The sequence below is a fragment of the Pseudomonas sp. CFBP2511 genome (assembly GCF_030209255.1).
In the GTDB taxonomy this organism is placed as follows: Bacteria; Pseudomonadota; Gammaproteobacteria; order Pseudomonadales; family Pseudomonadaceae; genus Aquipseudomonas; species Aquipseudomonas avellanae.
Map to the genome: position 1 here is coordinate 76,531 of NZ_JARVSI010000004.1, position 17,778 is coordinate 94,308.

15 protein-coding genes and 3 tRNA genes are annotated in these 17,778 nt (G+C 56.3%); 14 read left to right on the forward strand and 4 right to left on the reverse strand.

Features of this window, described 5'->3' with window-relative positions; all coding sequences use genetic code 11:
* Nucleotides 1-132 precede the first annotated feature (132 nt).
* Together QRN38_RS03220 and cysS are read left to right on the forward strand one after the other, a co-directional pair.
* Nucleotides 133-1,827 (forward strand): glutamine--tRNA ligase/YqeY domain fusion protein, encoded by a 1,695-nt coding sequence (locus QRN38_RS03220; protein WP_057418459.1) that lies wholly within the window; start codon nt 133-135, stop codon nt 1,825-1,827.
* A gap of 19 nt (nt 1,828-1,846) precedes the next feature.
* On the forward strand, nt 1,847-3,229 hold the full coding sequence (gene cysS, locus QRN38_RS03225) for a cysteine--tRNA ligase (protein WP_005769192.1): 1,383 nt from the start codon (nt 1,847-1,849) through the stop codon (nt 3,227-3,229).
* Nucleotides 3,230-3,424: 195 nt separating this feature from the next.
* Here the strand turns inward: cysS and QRN38_RS03230 are convergent, their stop codons facing one another.
* Nucleotides 3,425-5,278, reverse strand: a complete 1,854-nt coding sequence (locus QRN38_RS03230) for a sigma-54-dependent Fis family transcriptional regulator (RefSeq protein WP_057418458.1) — start codon at nt 5,276-5,278, stop codon at nt 3,425-3,427.
* A 298-nt stretch (nt 5,279-5,576) separates the two neighbouring features.
* On the opposite strand from QRN38_RS03230, the gene QRN38_RS03235 reads away from it, so the two are divergent.
* From QRN38_RS03235 to QRN38_RS03260, 6 genes are all read left to right on the forward strand, one after another.
* Nucleotides 5,577-6,671, forward strand: a complete 1,095-nt coding sequence (locus tag QRN38_RS03235; RefSeq protein WP_005740065.1) for an ABC transporter ATP-binding protein — start codon at nt 5,577-5,579, stop codon at nt 6,669-6,671.
* Nucleotides 6,671-7,786 (forward strand): ABC transporter ATP-binding protein, encoded by a 1,116-nt coding sequence (locus QRN38_RS03240; protein WP_057418457.1) that lies wholly within the window; start codon nt 6,671-6,673, stop codon nt 7,784-7,786. Before QRN38_RS03235 ends, QRN38_RS03240 begins: the two co-directional genes overlap by 1 nt.
* Nucleotides 7,779-8,645: a carbohydrate ABC transporter permease gene (locus tag QRN38_RS03245; RefSeq protein WP_002552729.1), complete on the forward strand. Its 867-nt coding sequence runs from the start codon at nt 7,779-7,781 to the stop codon at nt 8,643-8,645. Before QRN38_RS03240 ends, QRN38_RS03245 begins: the two co-directional genes overlap by 8 nt.
* 10 nt (nt 8,646-8,655) lie before the next feature.
* Nucleotides 8,656-9,456 carry a carbohydrate ABC transporter permease gene (locus tag QRN38_RS03250; protein WP_003376266.1) on the forward strand — a complete coding sequence of 267 codons (801 nt, stop codon included), beginning with the start codon at nt 8,656-8,658 and terminating at the stop codon, nt 9,454-9,456.
* A 12-nt stretch (nt 9,457-9,468) separates the two neighbouring features.
* Entirely contained in the window at nt 9,469-9,741 is a 273-nt protein-coding gene (locus QRN38_RS03255) for a DUF2160 domain-containing protein (RefSeq protein WP_003376264.1), read from the forward strand.
* 85 nt (nt 9,742-9,826) lie between these two features.
* Nucleotides 9,827-11,599, forward strand: coding sequence for an ABC transporter substrate-binding protein (locus QRN38_RS03260; protein WP_011104696.1), 1,773 nt, complete (start codon nt 9,827-9,829; stop codon nt 11,597-11,599).
* A gap of 63 nt (nt 11,600-11,662) precedes the next feature.
* On the opposite strand, the gene folD is transcribed toward QRN38_RS03260, so the two are convergent.
* Nucleotides 11,663-12,517: a bifunctional methylenetetrahydrofolate dehydrogenase/methenyltetrahydrofolate cyclohydrolase FolD gene (folD, locus tag QRN38_RS03265; protein WP_005619567.1), complete on the reverse strand. Its 855-nt coding sequence runs from the start codon at nt 12,515-12,517 to the stop codon at nt 11,663-11,665.
* 293 nt (nt 12,518-12,810) lie between these two features.
* Between folD and QRN38_RS03270 the strand changes: the two genes are divergently transcribed.
* From QRN38_RS03270 to QRN38_RS03295, 6 genes are all read left to right on the forward strand, one after another.
* Nucleotides 12,811-12,887: transfer RNA gene (locus QRN38_RS03270), tRNA-Arg, on the forward strand.
* Nucleotides 12,888-12,938: 51 nt separating this feature from the next.
* Nucleotides 12,939-13,014, forward strand: a tRNA-His gene (locus QRN38_RS03275).
* A gap of 56 nt (nt 13,015-13,070) precedes the next feature.
* Nucleotides 13,071-13,155 (forward strand) — tRNA-Leu (locus tag QRN38_RS03280).
* Between the two features lie 389 nt (nt 13,156-13,544).
* On the forward strand, nt 13,545-13,730 hold the full coding sequence (locus tag QRN38_RS03285) for a hypothetical protein (RefSeq protein ID WP_007245209.1): 186 nt from the start codon (nt 13,545-13,547) through the stop codon (nt 13,728-13,730).
* Entirely contained in the window at nt 13,727-13,957 is a 231-nt protein-coding gene (locus QRN38_RS03290) for a hypothetical protein (protein WP_007245210.1), read from the forward strand. Before QRN38_RS03285 ends, QRN38_RS03290 begins: the two co-directional genes overlap by 4 nt.
* Nucleotides 13,958-14,085: 128 nt before the next feature.
* Nucleotides 14,086-15,942 carry a hypothetical protein gene (locus QRN38_RS03295; RefSeq protein WP_057418456.1) on the forward strand — a complete coding sequence of 619 codons (1,857 nt, stop codon included), beginning with the start codon at nt 14,086-14,088 and terminating at the stop codon, nt 15,940-15,942.
* Nucleotides 15,943-16,338: 396 nt separating this feature from the next.
* On the opposite strand, the gene QRN38_RS03300 is transcribed toward QRN38_RS03295, so the two are convergent.
* Complete coding sequence (locus QRN38_RS03300) at nt 16,339-16,818, reverse strand: lipoprotein (RefSeq protein ID WP_005770745.1); 480 nt, start codon at nt 16,816-16,818, stop codon at nt 16,339-16,341.
* 596 nt (nt 16,819-17,414) lie between these two features.
* Entirely contained in the window at nt 17,415-17,699 is a 285-nt protein-coding gene (locus tag QRN38_RS03305; RefSeq protein WP_162484635.1) for a hypothetical protein, read from the reverse strand.
* Nucleotides 17,700-17,778 lie beyond the last annotated feature (79 nt).

The following is a 17,778-nucleotide window of genomic DNA, read 5'->3' on the forward strand; positions in this document are numbered from 1 at the left end:
TTTTTCAGCGCTTTTGCAGCTTTTATGACCTCAAATGTGCAGTCTGTTGTCAGGGGCTTGACAGCTTCGGCTATGATAAGCGCTTTGATTTAGTCGGCCTACCCTGGCCGCGCACGTATGTCCAAGGATCCTATGAGCAAGCCCACTCCAGAACCCGCTGCCCATTCAAAGGCAGGCCCAGCCGTACCGACCAACTTCCTGCGTCCGATCGTGCAGGCAGACCTGGACTCGGGCAAACACAGCAAAATCATCACGCGCTTTCCGCCGGAGCCCAATGGCTACCTGCACATTGGTCATGCCAAGTCGATCTGCGTGAATTTCGGTCTGGCCAAGGAGTTCGGTGGCGATACGCACCTGCGTTTCGATGACACCAACCCGGCCAAGGAAGACCAGGAATACATCGACGCCATCATGAACGACGTCAAGTGGCTGGGCTTCGAGTGGGCCGGTGAAGTGCGTTACGCCTCGCAGTATTTCGATCAGTTGCACGAATGGGCGGTCGAGCTGATCAAAGCGGGCAAGGCCTATGTGGACGATTTGACCCCCGAGCAGGCCCGCGAATACCGTGGCACCCTGACCGAGCCGGGCAAGAACAGCCCGTTCCGTGAGCGCAGCGTTGAGGAAAATATCGACCTGTTCGCGCGCATGAAGGCTGGTGAATTCGAGGACGGCGCTCGCGTACTGCGCGCCAAAATCGACATGGCCTCGCCCAACATGAACCTGCGTGATCCGATTCTGTACCGCATTCGTCATGCACACCACCACCAGACCGGTGACAAGTGGTGCATCTACCCGATCTACGACTTCACCCACGGCCAGTCGGATGCCATCGAGGGGATCACCCACTCGATCTGCACCCTGGAGTTCGAAAGCCATCGTCCGTTGTATGACTGGTTCCTCGACAACCTGCCGGTGCCCTGCAAACCGCGCCAGTACGAGTTCTCGCGCCTGAACCTGAACTACACCATCACCAGCAAGCGCAAGCTCAAGCAACTGGTTGACGAAAAACACGTCAACGGCTGGGATGACCCGCGCATGTCGACGCTGTCGGGTTTTCGCCGTCGTGGCTACACGCCCAAGTCCATTCGCAATTTCTGCGAAATGATCGGCACCAACCGTTCCGACGGCGTGGTCGATTTCGGCATGCTCGAGTTCAGCATTCGTGACGATCTGGACCACAGCGCCCCGCGTGCCATGTGCGTGCTGCGCCCGCTGAAAGTCGTGATCACCAACTACCCGGAAGGTCAGGTCGAGAAGCTGGAACTGCCGCGCCATCCGAAAGAAGACCTGGGCATGCGCGAGCTGCCGTTTTCGCGGGAAATCTACATCGACCGCGACGATTACATGGAAGAGCCGCCGAAGGGCTACAAGCGTCTTGAGCCCAATGGCGAAGTGCGCCTGCGTGGCAGCTATGTGATCCGTGCCGACGAAGCGATCAAGGACGCCGACGGCAACATCGTCGAACTGCGTTGCTCCTACGACCCGGACACCCTGGGCAAGAACCCCGAAGGCCGCAAGGTCAAAGGCGTGGTGCACTGGGTGCCGGCGGCCGAGAGCGTTGAATGCGAAGTGCGTCTGTACGATCGCCTGTTCCGCTCAGCCAACCCGGAAAAAGCCGAAGACGGCGCGAGCTTCCTGGACAACATCAACCCTGATTCCCTGCAAGTGCTGACCGGTTGTCGTGCCGAACCTTCATTGGGTCATGCGCAACCGGAAGACCGATTCCAGTTCGAACGCGAAGGTTATTTCTGCGCGGACATCAAGGACTCGAAACCCGGTCAACCAGTCTTCAACCGCACGGTCACGTTGCGGGATTCCTGGACCTGAGATGTCCGAGGGGCAGATAGTGCTTTCTATTTACAACACGCTCACCAAGAGCAAAGAAGTATTCAAACCGCTGGATGGCAACAAGGTGCGCATGTACGTCTGCGGGATGACCGTGTACGACTACTGCCACCTGGGGCATGGCCGCAGCATGGTGGCGTTCGACCTGGTTACCCGCTGGTTGCGCTTCAGCGGCTACGACCTGACGTATGTGCGCAATATCACCGACATTGACGACAAGATCATCAATCGCGCACGTGACAACGGCGAGTCGTTCGACGCGCTGACCGCGCGCATGATCGATGCCATGCATGAGGACGAGGCGCGCCTCAACATCCTCAAGCCGGACATGGAACCGCGTGCCACCGACCATATCCCCGGCATGCATGCCATGATCCAGACGCTGATCGACAAGGGCTATGCCTACGCGCCGGGCAACGGCGACGTGTATTACCGGGTCGGCAAGTTTCAGGGTTACGGCAAGCTGTCGCGCAAGAAGATTGAAGACCTGCGCATCGGCGCGCGCATCGAAGTGGACGAGTCCAAGCAGGATCCACTGGACTTCGTGCTCTGGAAAGGCGTCAAGCCAGGCGAGCCGAGCTGGGAGTCGCCGTGGGGTGCGGGTCGCCCGGGCTGGCACATCGAATGCTCGGTGATGTCCACCTGCTGCCTGGGTGACACCTTCGACATTCATGGCGGCGGCAGCGATCTCGAGTTTCCGCACCATGAAAACGAAATCGCCCAAAGCGAAGCGGCCACCGGCAAGCCTTACGCCAACGCCTGGTTACACTGCGGGATGATCCGCATCAATGGCGAGAAGATGTCCAAGTCCTTGAACAACTTCTTCACCCTTCGCGACGTGCTGGAAAAATACCACCCGGAAGTGGTGCGTTACCTGTTGGTGTCGAGCCACTATCGCAGCGCGATCAACTATTCCGAAGACAGCCTGCGCGAGTCCAAGGCAGCTCTGGAGCGCTTCTATCACGCGCTCAAAGGCTTGCCGGCTGCCGAGCCTGCAGGTGGCGAGGCGTTCGTCGAGCGTTTCACCACCGCGATGAACGATGACTTCGGTACACCGGAAGCCTGCGCAGTGCTGTTCGAGATGGTTCGTGAAATCAACCGCCTGCGTGAAACCGACGTTGCAGCAGCGGCGGGTCTGGCGGCGCGTTTGAAGCAACTGGCCAGCGTGCTGGGTGTGCTGCAGCTGGAAGCCGACGACTTTTTGCGCGCAGGCGCGCAAGGGCGGGTCGATGCAGCAGAGGTAGAAGCGCTGATTCAGGCGCGTCTGGCCGCGCGTGCAGCCAAAGACTGGGCCGAGTCCGACCGAATCCGCGACCAGATCACCGCCATGGGCGTGCTTCTGGAAGACGGCAAGGGCGGCACGACCTGGCGTCTGGGGGACTGATTAGATAAGGCAGCCTGAACTCCGCAGTGGCTTGCACTGGGTCACGCGGAGCGTCACGAAATGCATTCCCAAGCGGAGCATGGGAACGATAAAGGACTATCCCTGAAACACTGTCGTGCCCATCCTCCGCGTGGGCATGCTGTTCTGGACGCTCCGCGTCCGTTCTTCGCTGTGCGGCCTGCCGAGCGTCAAAAGCTAAACAATCCGCTGTTCCCGCAACCGCTTGTACAGCGTGTTGCGGCTCACGCCCAACTGTTTGGCCAGCAGTGAAATATTTCCGCCCGCGGCCTGCAACTGGTGGCTCAGGTCTTGCGTCGACGACTGTCGGTAGGGCGATTGACGGGCTTGCGCCGTCTCCCGGCATTCCTCATCCGTGCCCACATCCAGCAGAAAGTCTTCCGGCAGGTGTTCGGCACTGATCGGCTGCTCGTCCGCCAATGCCAGTGCCACCTGAATCACGCTGTTGAGCTGGCGAATATTGCCCGGCCAGGGATGGTGTTCAAACAGCTCAAGCACCTCTCGGGAAAACCCCGCCCGTTGATGCGCGTCGCGATGCCGCTCCCAGATACGCTGGATGAGTGCATGTTTGTCGGTGCGCTCGCGCAATGGCGGCAATTCGATGTTGAGCCCGCTGATTCGATAATAAAGGTCCTGACGAAAATGCCCGGCCTGCACCTGATCACGCAGGGTTCGGTTGGTGGCGGATATCAGCCGTATGTCTACCGGATACAACTCGCTGCTGCCCAGTGGTTGAACGCAGCGCTCCTGCAACACCCGTAGCAATCGCGCCTGCACCGGCATCGGCATGTCGCCGACCTCATCGAGAAACAGCGTGCCTTTATCGGCCTTGCGAATCAGCCCGATGCTGCCTTTCTGGTTTGCGCCGGTAAACGCGCCCCTCTCGTAGCCAAACAGCTCGGCCTCGACCAAATCGGCCGGAATTGCCGCGCAGTTCACCGCGATCAGTGGCTCGCTGGCGCGCGAACCGGCCTGATGCAGCGCTTTGACGAACACTTCCTTGCCCACCCCGGTTTCCCCGTGAATCAACAACGGTATGTCTTTTTCCAGCAAGCGCTGCGCCTGGAGCACGGCTTTCTCGATTCTCGCATCGCCGAGGCTGATCGCCTCCAGATCGAGGCTGCGCGGCGCAACAGGTGCCTGAGCGGGCTTTACGCTGTGCAGCTTGAGCGGCTTGCGAGTCGGACGCTTGAGTAGGCATTGAAAGCGATTGTTGCCAAACGCGTGCAGCGCGAAGGGGCGCGCTTGCGTCTCGCTCAGCAGTTGCAGAATCGGGCACTTGAACAGCGTCTCGATATTGACACCAGAAAGCCGGGCGCCCAGCAAATTGTCGGCGCGGCGATTAGCGCAGAGAATCCGGCCGCTTTCGTCGAAAATCAGCAGGCCTGCCCACTGGCTGTCGAGGTTGTTCAGGGCTGTATTGAAGATCAGCTGGAAATGCGTGTCGCGGAACTGATCGAGGATCAGGCGGTTTTCCACCGACTGGCTCATCATTTTGACCATGCCCAGCGTGTGCGAAGGGGGAAGGAAGCTGTCACTCGACACATCCAGTACGGCAATGATGCGCCGATCGGCATCGAAGATCGGCGAAGCAGAACCGGTCATGAACCGGTTGGCTTTGAGAAAGTGTTCATCCGGCTCGATATGAATCGCCTGTTCGCAGGCCAGCGCCGTGCCGATGGCGTTGGTGCCGGTGCCGCGTTCGCTCCAACTGGCTCCGGCCAGGAAGCCCAGGGTTTGCGAAGCTTCGACGAAACGCTGATTGCCCCACGACTTGAGTAACTGGCCATCAGTGTCGGCCAGCATGATCAGGCAATTGGAGTTGCTGAGGATGTTTTCATAGACCGGCAACACCTCCTGATGGGTGGTTTGCACCAGCCCGTGATGGCGTTCCAGCAGCCGGGAAACCTCTGCGCCCGGCAGCTGGCCGAACGATGGACGCGTCTGATGGCTGAGACCGAAGTCCCGGCAGCGAGTCCATGAATCCTGAATGATGAGGTCGTGAGCAAGCGAAGCGCTGGGTTGAGACATGAGGATGCCTGCGAATATGACGTATTGTTTTTGTTTTTAGGTCCCGTCGGCGTGACCATCCTTGCCCGCAACGTCCGTCCAGTGTCGTTCAGATTCGCTCAAAGTCAATGTTCATTTTGTTCAAGTGTTCAATATTTCTGTTCATTTTTGTTCAGCTGCGAAACCCGTTTGACGCCGTAAAACCGGGCGAATGCTCTGGCTCGGGCTTCTGCGCGAAAGTGCCAGAACTGGCACGAATGTCGCTATCTGCAAAGTGTCACGCATTCACCCTTATGAAAAAAACAACAAAGGGCACGCCATGTCACTCACGCTGGAGCATGTCAGTCGCGCAGTCGATGGCCAGATCTGGATCGACGACGCTTCCCTGAGCTTTGAGCCGGGATCATTCAACGTTCTGCTGGGGCGAACCCTGTCAGGTAAAACCAGCCTGATGCGCCTGATGGCCGGGCTGGACAAGCCCGACAGTGGGCGGGTGTTGATGAACGGGGTCGATGTCACACAACGACCGGTTCGTCTGCGCAACGTCTCGATGGTTTATCAGCAGTTCATCAATTACCCCAGCATGACGGTGTTTGAAAACATCGCATCGCCGCTGCGCCAGGCGGGTCTGTCCAGGGACGTGATCCAGAGTCGGGTGCAGGAAACCGCGAAGATGCTGCGCATCGAGAAATTCCTGCAACGCCACCCGCTCGAATTGTCTGGCGGACAGCAACAGCGCACGGCGATGGCCAGGGCGCTGGTCAAGGATGCCGAGCTGATTCTGTTCGACGAGCCGCTGGTCAACCTCGACTACAAGCTGCGCGAAGAACTGCGCCAGGAGATGCGCGAACTGTTCGCAGCTCGCCACACCATCGCCATTTACGCCACCACCGAGCCCAATGAAGCACTGGCGCTGGGCGGCACCACGACCATCCTGCACGAAGGCCGGGTGGTGCAGAGCGGCAAGACTCCCGAGGTTTATCACCGGCCAGCGACCGTATTGGCGGCAGAGCTGTTCTCCGAACCGCCGATCAACCTGATGCCTGGGCGCATTGAAGGCAACGAGGTCAGTTTCGCCAACTTCGTACATTTCCCACTCAACGTTGATTTACGTGCCGTTGGCGACGGTGAATACCGCTTCGGCGTGCGCCCCAGTCACCTGAGCCTGGTGCCCTCCAATGATGACGATCTGGAACTGGCCGTTACCGTGGAACTGGCTGAAATCAGTGGTTCGGAAACCTTCCTGCACGTGCGCAACGAGTTGTTCTCGCTGGTCCTGCATTTGCCCGGCGTGCATGCCTACGACGTTGACGCATCGATTCGGGTGTACATCCCGACTCATAAATTATTTGTATTCGATCAGCAGGGCGGCCTGATTCAGGCACCGGGCCTGCGCATGGCGAGGGTAGCCTGATGGCAGAGATTCGCTTGCAGAACCTGGCGCACAGCTATAGCGCCAACCCTGGCCCCGAGGATTACGCGATCCGGGAAATGAGCCACATCTGGGAGCAGGGTGGTGCTTACGCGCTGCTCGGGCCGTCCGGTTGCGGCAAATCGACATTGCTCAACATCATTTCGGGTTTGCTCAGCCCGTCTCAAGGGCAGGTACTGTTCGATTCAAAAGTGGTCAACGAGCTGCCGCCGGAGCGCCGCAACATTGCGCAGGTTTTCCAGTTTCCGGTGATCTACGACACCATGACCGTGTTCGATAACCTGGCTTTCCCGCTGCGTAATCAGGGCATGGACGAGGCGCGGGTGCTCATCAAGGTCAACGAGATTGCCGACGTACTCGACTTGCAACCGCTGCTGAAAAAGAAAGCGCGCAACCTGAGTGCCGATGAAAAGCAAAAGGTCTCGATGGGCCGCGGTCTGGTGCGTGATGACGTGTCGGCAATCCTTTTCGATGAGCCGCTGACGGTCATCGACCCGCACTTGAAGTGGAAGTTGCGCCGCAAGCTCAAGCAGATTCACGAGCAGTTCAACATCACCATGGTCTACGTCACCCATGATCAGCTGGAGGCTTCGACCTTCGCTGACAAGATCGCGGTGATGTATGGCGGGCAAATCGTGCAGTTCGGCACACCTCGCGAACTGTTTGAAAAGCCTTCGCACACCTTTGTCGGTTATTTCATCGGCAGCCCGGGCATGAACCTGATCGACGTCACGCCGCAGCCGGGTGGGGTCGGTTTTGCCGATATTCGTCTGCCGCTGTCTGAATCGCTGCAGCACAAGCTCGCCAATACCTCGTGGAAAAGTCTGAAGGTGGGCATTCGCCCGGAGTTCGTGCACGTCTGGGACGGGCCTTACGACGACGCGATGCGCGCGGATGTGACCTACGTCGAGGACCTGGGGACGTACAAGATCATCACCCTGAAACTGGCCGGCCAGTTGCTGAAAGTGCGTCTGCAGGAAGACAAACCGGTGCCGCAAGGCCAGGCCTGGATCAGTTTTCCGGGGCAATGGCTGATGCTGTATGCCGACGATTACCTGCTTGAAGCCGGTCCTGCGAGTGAGGTGCCCCATGCGTAAGGTGCAGAACAACAAGGCCTGGTGGCTGGTGATGCCGGTGTTTCTGCTGGTGGCATTCAGCGCAATCATTCCGATGATGACCGTGGTCAATTATTCGGTGCAGGACATCTTCGATCAGTCCAGCCGCTATTTCGTCGGCACCGACTGGTTCAGACAGGTCTTGCAGGACCCGCGCCTGCATGATTCGCTGCTGCGCCAGTTCATCTACTCGGGCTGCGTGCTGCTGATCGAGATCCCGCTGGGCATCGCGATCGCCCTGACCATGCCCACCAAAGGCCGCTGGTCGTCGTTGTGCCTGATCGTGATGACCATCCCGTTGCTGATTCCGTGGAACGTGGTCGGCACCATCTGGCAGATCTTCGGCCGTGGCGACATCGGTCTGCTCGGTTACACGCTGAACAACGTGCTGGGCATCAACTACAACTATGCCGCCAATGCCTCGGACGCCTGGGTGACCGTGCTGGTCATCGACGTCTGGCACTGGACCTCGCTGGTGGCGTTGCTCTGCTATTCGGGGCTGCGGGCCATTCCGGATGTTTACTATCAGGCGGCGCGGATCGATCGTGCTTCCGGCTGGGCCATCTTCCGGCATATCCAGTTGCCAAAAATGAAGAGCGTGTTGTTGATCGCGGTGATGCTGCGTTTCATGGACAGCTTCATGATTTACACCGAGCCGTTCGTGCTCACCGGTGGCGGTCCGGGCAACTCCACGACGTTCCTCAGTCAGACCCTGACCACCATGGCGCTCGGTCAGTTCGACCTGGGGCCTGCGGCGGCGTTCTCGCTGGTGTATTTCCTGATCATTCTGTTGGTGTCATGGGTGTTTTACACCGCCATGACTCACAGCGAAAAGAATTGAGGGGCTGGTCATGAGTCTGCGCAAAATCATACCGCTGTGGATTTACCTGCTGTTCCTGCTGGTGCCGATCTACTGGCTGGTCAACATGTCGTTCAAGACCAATACCGAGATTCTCGGCGGGCTGACGCTGTGGCCGCAGGATTTTACCTTGGCCAACTACAAGGTCATTTTCACCGACGAGAGCTGGTACAGCGGCTATCTTAATTCGCTGTATTACGTGTGCCTGAACACGGTGATATCGCTGAGCGTCGCATTACCGGCGGCCTACGCGTTTTCACGCTATCGTTTTCTCGGCGACAAGCACCTGTTCTTCTGGCTGCTGACCAATCGCATGGCACCACCGGCGGTGTTTCTGCTGCCGTTTTTCCAGCTGTATTCGTCCATCGGGTTGTTTGATACGCACATTGCCGTCGCTTTGGCGCATTGCCTGTTCAACGTCCCGCTGGCGGTATGGATTCTGGAGGGCTTCATGTCCGGCGTTCCCAAGGAAATCGACGAAACGGCCTACATCGACGGTTACAGTTTTCCCAAGTTCTTCGTGAAGATTTTCATCCCGCTGATTGGCTCGGGAATCGGTGTCACGGCGTTTTTCTGCTTCATGTTTTCCTGGGTCGAGCTGTTGTTGGCGCGCACCCTGACATCGGTCAACGCCAAACCGATTGCCGCGGTGATGACCCGTACGGTCTCCGCGTCCGGCATCGATTGGGGGGTGCTGGCAGCGGCGGGAGTATTGACCATCCTGCCAGGCATGCTGGTGATCTGGTTTGTTCGCAACCACGTGGTCAAGGGCTTTGCTCTTGGTCGTGTCTGAGGAGTCGAGAAAATGGAGTGGATGTCCTGGACACTGCCGACTGCGGCGTTCTTCATCAGTATCGGGTTGTTGCTGGTGGGTATGACGGTATGGGAATTGCGCTCGGCGAGTATCGAGCGTCGCGGTTTTCTACCGATTGTCACCACGCGTGGCGACCGCTTGTTCATTGGCCTTCTGGGTAGCGCCTACCTGCATTTGCTGGTCATTGGTGTGACTGACTGGAATATCTGGGTCGCTTCAGGGATTTCCCTGGTGTGGCTCGTGGTGGTGATGCGTTGGGGTTAGGCGGCAGTCAGGCGTGATCATCAACGTGATCCGCTCGGCAGTGTTCGAAAAGCGGGACTACATAAGAGCAACATTGGAGATGACTATGTTCAATAAGAAAAACAAGCTGCAACATAGCGTGACGCTGGCAACTATGATCATGCTCAGCGGGTTGAGTGTGTCGGCATGGGCGGATCAGTACGAAGAGAAGGCAAAGGAATGGGCGGCCAAAGAGTTCAAGCCGAGTACGCTTTCCGATGCCGAGCAGTTGAAAGAGCTGGAGTGGTTCATCAAGGCTGCCGAACCGTTCCGTGGCATGGATATCAAAGTGGTGTCGGAAACCCTGACCACCCACGAGTACGAGTCGAAAACCCTGGCCAGGGCGTTCACTGAAATCACCGGCATCAAAGTCACCCACGACCTGCTGCAGGAAGGTGATGTCATCGAGAAGCTGCAAACGGCCATGCAGTCTGACAAGAGCATCTATGACGGCTGGGTCAACGACTCAGACCTGATCGGTACGCACTTTCGCTACGGCAAGGCCATGTCTCTGACCGACCTGATGGCCAGCCCTGAAGGCAGCAAAGTCACGTCTCCGACCCTGGACCTGAAAGACTTCATCGGCACCTCGTTCACCACCGCGCCGGACGGCAAGCTCTATCAGTTGCCCGACCAGCAATTCGCCAACCTGTACTGGTTCCGTGCCGACTGGTTCGAGCGTCCTGACCTGAAAAAGAAATTCAAGGACAAATACGGTTACGAGCTGGGCGTTCCGGTCAACTGGTCGGCTTATGAAGACATCGCCAAGTTCTTCAGTGAAGACGTCAAGGAGATCGACGGCAAGAAAGTCTTCGGCCACATGGATTACGGCAAGAAAGACCCGTCGCTGGGTTGGCGTTTCACCGATGCCTGGTTCTCCATGGCGGGCAGCGGCGACAAGGGCCTGCCTAACGGTCTGCCGGTGGACGAGTGGGGCATTCGCGTCGAGGATTGTCATCCGGTCGGTTCCAGCATCACCCGCGGTGGCGACACCAACGGGCCAGCGGCAGTCTTCGCCACACAGAAATACATTGACTGGCTGAAAGCCTATGCACCGCCGGAAGCGGCGGGCATGACCTTCTCTGAATCCGGTCCGGTGCCTTCGCAGGGTAACGTTGCGCAGCAGATCTTCTGGTACACCGCCTTCACTGCCGACATGACCAAGCCGGGTCTGCCGGTCATGAACGCCGACGGCACGCCGAAATGGCGCATGGCACCGTCGCCAAAAGGTCCTTACTGGAAAGAAGGCATGAAGCTGGGCTATCAGGACGTGGGTTCGTGGACCTTCCTGAAGTCTTCCGACGAGAAAAAACGTCTGGCGGCCTGGCTGTATGCGCAGTTCGTGACGTCGAAAAGTGTTTCGCTGAAGAAAACCATCGTCGGCCTGACGCCGATTCGCGAGTCGGACATCAACTCCAAGGAGATGACCGCTCTGGCGCCAAAACTGGGTGGCCTGGTGGAATTCTATCGCAGCCCGGCGCGCGTTCAGTGGTCGCCAACCGGCACCAACGTGCCTGACTATCCGAAGCTGGCGCAACTGTGGTGGAGCCACGTTGCCGAGGCGGTCACCGGCGAGAAAACAGCGCAGCAGGCGCTGGACGGTCTGGCCAAGGATCAGGATGCAATCATGACGCGCATTGAGCGTTCCAAAGTGCAGGAAGCCAGCAAATGTGCACCGAAGATGAATCCTGAGACGTCGGCCGAAGAGTGGTATTCCAAGGCTGAGAAAAGCGGTGGCAAGTTCCTCGCGCCACAACGCAAGCTGGCCAACGAGAAACCGAAGGGTGAAACCATCGCCTACTCCGACCTGCTGAAAAGCTGGGAAGCCGGCAAGAAGTAGGGTGGTGAAGAGGTAAAAAAAACGGCACCCTTGAGGTGCCGTTTTTTTGGGCCAACAGGCTGATCAGTCGTGCAGGGTTTCGGCTGCGTACAGCGTGTTTTCCAGCAGGCAGGCACGGGTCATGGGGCCAACGCCGCCCGGGACCGGAGTAATCCAGCCGGCCCGGGGCAGGGCGGTCTCGTAAACCACGTCGCCGACCAGCTTGCCATCGTCCTGGCGGTTGATGCCGACGTCGATCACGATAGCGCCGGGCTTTATCCATTCGCCCTTGACCAGGCCGGGCTTGCCAGCGGCAACCACCACCAGATCGGCGCGGCTCACATGGCCTGCCAGATCCTTGGTGAAGCGGTGGGTGACGGTGACGGTGCAGCCCGCCAGCAGCAATTCCATCGCCATCGGGCGACCGACAATGTTCGACGCGCCCACCACCACGGCATCCAGGCCGTACAGATCGACACCGGTGCTTTCCAGCAGGGCAATGATGCCTTTTGGGGTGCACGGACGCAGCAGCGGAATGCGCTGAGCCAGACGCCCGACGTTATAAGGATGGAAACCGTCCACGTCCTTGTCCGGGCGAATGCGCTCCAGCAGCAGCGACGCGTCCAGGTGAGCAGGCAAAGGCAACTGCAGCAGGATGCCGTCGACAGCCGCGTCTTCATTGAGGCGGTCGATCAGATCAGTCAGCGCCACCTGAGTGGTCTCGGCGGGCAAGTCGTAGGCCTGGGAGATAAAGCCGACTTCCTCGCAGTCCTTGCGCTTGTGAGAAACGTACACCTGGGAGGCAGGATCGCTGCCAACCAGAATCACCGCGAGGCCCGGCGTGCGCAGACCTTGCTGGCTACGTTCAGCGACGCGTTTGGCGATCTGCTGGCGCAGGCTGGCGGCGATCGCCTTGCCGTCGATTAGTTTTGCAGTCATGACGCGTGATTAACCATCGAGAGGAAATAAAATGAGCGCGCATTCTCGCATGACATGGCGCGAGGGCAAAGGCGCTTGCTCTGCATATTCAGCTAACTCCTTTATCTAGCTGAATTTTTTTCAAAAAAAGGTTGACGACCCCGGGGGCCGTCTATAAGATTCGTCGCACTTGCCGGGCAGAGCCCAGCACTGGTTAAGCTAGCACTGGTTGATTAGGTCAGGCAGAGTTGCAAATCAGCTCGGTGTGATTGAAAGCCCTTTAGTTTGTTATCGCAAGAATACAAATTATATAAGTGCCCGTAGCTCAGCTGGATAGAGCATCCGCCTTCTAAGCGGATGGTCGCAGGTTCGAGTCCTGCCGGGTGCGCCATTAAAGGCAGCTTTGGCACAGCAAGTAAGATACACCGTCACATGCAATATGGTGGGCGTAGCTCAGTTGGTAGAGCACAGGATTGTGACTCCTGCGGTCGTGGGTTCGAACCCCATCGTCCACCCCATATTAAGAAGGGCGCCAGATTCATAGTCTGGCGCCTTTGCTTTAAAAGTCTGAAATGCGGATGTGGTGGAATTGGTAGACACACTGGATTTAGGTTCCAGCGCCGCAAGGTGTGAGAGTTCGAGTCTCTCCGTCCGCACCAGATGTACTTTCGCAGGGTTCCGTTGAGAACCGCGAAAGCCAGAAGAAGCCCGCCAAGTGCGGGCTTTTTGTTGCGTTGAGTTCCGCAAGACTCCAGCGTCTTCCGCGCATTTTTAGTACATTAGTCAGCCCGTCGTGAATCCGGGTTGACTGGTGATGCACTAATGCCCCTGGCTGACACCGCCGTCCGGCAAGCAAAGCCCAAGGAAAAAGACTGCAGCGTCTACCTGCCGTGAAAGTGGTGCCGGTGAGGTGGGGCGGGTTGTTGTTCGGGTTGAAAAAATAGAAGTTCCGGATGAGGAAGAGTACGAAGAGCAAACTGTTGAAGTGTCTGTCGTGGATGGCAAGGCTGTTCGCGTTTAATCGACAGTCATCAAAACTCGCCAGCTCATGGACACCTATCCAGAATTTGATGCAGCCGGTCAGCGCGTCATGATTATGGCAAAGGTTGCAGGCGGTACTTACATTGATGAGACTGGCGATACCAAGATTAAATTTATTGAGGTGTTGCAGGAGTCTTCAATTCAGATCGGCAGGAAGAAAACAGTAGATGTAGAGATTTCGAAGATGTTGTGACCAAGGCAAAAGGCTGCCGCGTCCATTACAGATTGGGTGCCCAGCAGGTCAAAGATGCGATGACGTCAGTCGGTATTGATGATTTTGCGGGATGGGTATTGTCCGACAAGAATGATCGCAATTCGCGCCAAGGGCTTCGCTATGAGCAATTCATTGCGGTGCTGATCAACGGCGTTAAGCAGCTCGATGAGCGTCTGGAGCGTTTGGAAAAGCAATCTGGCGTGTGACCAGATGTAGCGGCCCGGGGCTCTGGTCCTGAGTTTATTTCCCCATTGCTGCGTTATCTCTAGGTGTTTCAAATATACATGGTACAGTCCGGTCAGTATTTTCATACTTGACGCGAAGGAATGCAGCAATGATAACCCTTGTACAGTCAGACTTGGCTGCACAGAAGATTAGAATAGAAGCGTTTTGTAAACGTGTTCTGATCGTTCTGCTAGTTGGATTGCCGATACTTTCCGCTGTTTTTAATATTGTCTCATGGCTTCGCTATGGCATTGACCTCCCTTTTCTGGACGATATCAGACCTTATTATCACGAAACTGCGGGCTCCCTCAAACTGCACGACCTTTTCACCTCCTCAAACGATACCCTTTACCCTCTGGGGATGGCACTGGATTCATTGGCGTTCAGGTGGTTGAGTGGGAACACCATTGCATACCAAGCCATCAGCATGACCTTAGTGCTTGGCGGGATACTGTTAATTCAATGGAAATTGCTCGAGTACTGTTTGAACGACAAACTGTTATCCGCAGCTGCCTTTTCAAGCCTACTGATAATGCTGCAGCCTGATTCATACTGGGGCCTTCAAAACATGGCGTACCATCAGGTGCTGCCTTTGCTTTTCATCCTGACGGCCTCACTTGTCAGTGTGAGCTCGTTTGGCACAAAGCTTAAATGCACATTCGGCATTCTTCTGGCGACGGCATCCGGGCTGGTCTATATCAGTGGTGCCTTCGCTTTTCTCGCTTTCTCTGTGGCAATGCTGACTCGTGAGCTGTTTGTGGTTAAGAAGTCGCCACAAGTAATGGGTATGGCGATATCGATGCTTTTACCTTCGATACTTACCAGCCTGTTGCAAGGGTGGGTGATTGTAGGAATACAGCATGGTATTCATCGGGCTGATACCGCAATGGCTTATCCGTGGGATGCCGAATTCTGGATATTCATTCTTTCTAAAATTGCACGGTCTCTTTATCTATCCGAAATTTTTCCGTTTTTATCATTAGGTATTGCTAGCTTGGGGCTTGCCTCTCTGCTGCTTATATCTCTGTTGTCGTTGGTAGTGGCTCGACGTTACGGAAACTACGGTGCATTAGGTCGAGTCTCATTTATCGCGTTCCCGGTGTTTGCTGCGATATTAGTTTACCTTGGGCTCGTCTCGGCGGGTCGGGCAAACCTTCATCCAGCAAGCATCGATTCTGGAATGAAGTTGTTTACGTTTGGTTTCGTAAGATTTCATTTCTTCTGGGTGTGCGCTGCGTGGCCACTGGTGATAGCAGCCGTGTTTGCTGCGATGTCGAAAGCCAACAAAGTGTTTCCGGTTTCTCTTGTCATCGTTATGTGTTTCGCATCTGTCGCACTCGTTGTCGGCACAAAAATCACAGAACACGACGCGTACTACAAACAAACCTACGATATACGCGTTGAGAACATCGCATGCCTGAATCAGGGGAATCAGCGCGGAGGTTTCTTCCAGTGCCCCGGCGTTCACCCTGGAATCGACATGAGCCTCATCCTTCGCTACGCGCGTTCTATAGGGGCGTCCTTTGCCGGACTGGCCACCACATCGCCTGCTGCATTCGACACCACAGGTGCGCTCTACAACATTGGATCGGACAAATTCGAGGTCGCAAATATTACCGTTCTCGACGCCGACAACCGGATGATGACCGGGTCTGACCCGATGATTATCCTGAGCCCAACCATGCTGGCTACATTGCCCGCTTGCCAACTGTTACAGGTCAGAGTTCGCCTTGAAGTGGAAAGGGCAGATCTGGCGCAGTTGTTTTACACGCCGGTTGGGGAAACGCTCTCGGAAATCAATTCGCTGGTTAAGCCAGTAGGATTGGGCATCAATGAACTGACGTTTGAAATGAAAAGCGACAAAGGTTTTGCCGGATACCTGCGCTTTGACCCAGTCACTGGCGCCCAAAACATCGCGATCCAGAACCTTGAGGTTCGATGCCTGTACGATTTGAAAGCGACTTAAGGCATCGTGTTCTGCCGGCTGAGCTCAGGCGATGTCTGCTGCGGTCCAGCGTCAGCTAATCAGTACAGCAAAAAGTACATCGATTCTTGCCTGTGAATTTTTGTGCCTGTTACCCGGGTTTTTGGGGCCTGAATTTGGTTCCCTCCGTCCGCACCAGATGTACTTTGGCCGGGTTCCACTGATAATCGCGAAAGCTAAAAGAGGCCCGCACAGTGCGGGCTTTTTTTCGTGTCGAGTTTCGCATTTGTTCAGCTGTATCCGCGGTTTTCAAGCGCGTCGATCGGTGCGTCTTGACCTCACCTTGGGCAGTTGCCTGAGGGGCGCTGCTTGAAGCCAGGTCATCATCAATATTGGCAGCGGCTTCTTTCAGGTGGCTCTTGCGGGGCGGGTGGCCGCTTACTCGATGACCAGCAATATTCTGGATTGGCACAGAAGAGACGAGTTTTCACCCGGGATCTCTGTAACGACGCTATAGCCGCCGGATTCCAGTGATGATAAATCTGCTGTGAATGAAAAGCCTGACTTCAGGAATTTTTCATTGCCGAATGCTTTTACCAAATCCGGGCGATCAACAATGGTGGGGTTCTTGAACGTAGTGGCGGTGCCCTTGTAGCCCGTCAGGCGAAGTCTGATTTCCTTGGGTGCGCTCTGGTTAGTGGTGTCGATCGCCCATCCGTTGAATTGGACCATGCCTTTGGCGACATAAACAGTTGACCCTGTCTTGCCGCCGATGGAGTCTACTGCGCATTTATCTGATGAGTAATGGGTGGTTTTTGTATTTGCTACGTTTTCCTTGTTTCCTTCTTTTTCATTGCAGCCGGTAATGGCTGCGGAAGTTATAGCCAGAAAACTTAGTGCAGCAATCATTTTGTACATATTTTTTCCTGAGCGATGTCGATGTTTTGGTGGCTAGGTATCTTGACTGTTTTAACTGTTCGGCAAGGTGTTGGTGCGGGGTGGAGATTGTGAAATTCACCGTGGTTGAAGCCTCTGTCCTCCCGGCTGGAGAAGCAAAATCAGCGGTCGGAGTATGGAGTGGTTGGTGGTGCAGCACAAGGGCGCAACATCCGGCTGGCTACGCCTTTGCTCGAGTCTTTCCCCTGCGTAGCCAAGGGAGGGGCAAGGGTAGGGTGAGCCGCTGTTTGTGTTGCTCGTTACTGTCTATAGGGGGCTGGTTTTCCGCACCGCGGCTGTCCACCCTTTAAGTAAGCTGTTGTGATGGCATGAGCGACTGTCTTTTCGTTATCGTTATGTATTGACAATGATGTGATGATTTCATGCTTTTTCAATGTTGATGTTTTGCGGGGTGATGTGGTCGTGTCGGGCGGCAGGCCTTCAATGTTTTGGTTCGGTAAGTTGTCTTGCTTTTCGACGGTGTACAGCAAGATTTTCCGAAGTCTCGGCGCGTGTGATGTGGGTGCATCAGCCTGAGCTTTCGTTATTGATGATGATTTTTGAATTGGCAGTCGGTGTCAGAACTGGTCTGCGCAAAAATTGTCCGTCTGGTCAATTGCTTGCCATGGGTGGCGCGTCCAGGCTGCGTTGTGTACGATGCGCGCCGGGTTCAATAAGGCTTCGAGGCTGAAGTCATGTATGGCAGGCATCTGGTTGATTTTAGAATTTTCCATCTGCCAGGTCCCGTATGGCTCGGGTGAGAACGCCCAGGCTGCAAAAAAGCTAAATGAAAATGGCCGCCTTGAGCGGTTTTGTTGTTTCAACGTATTCGTTTTACCGCCTCGCAGGCCCAGCGGCTGCATCGCCGCTGGTCGAGTGGGGCGCTGTTTAGAGGGGTCGGTGATCGTTCGGTGCAGGTGCTTCCTTATATAGACGCCGTGC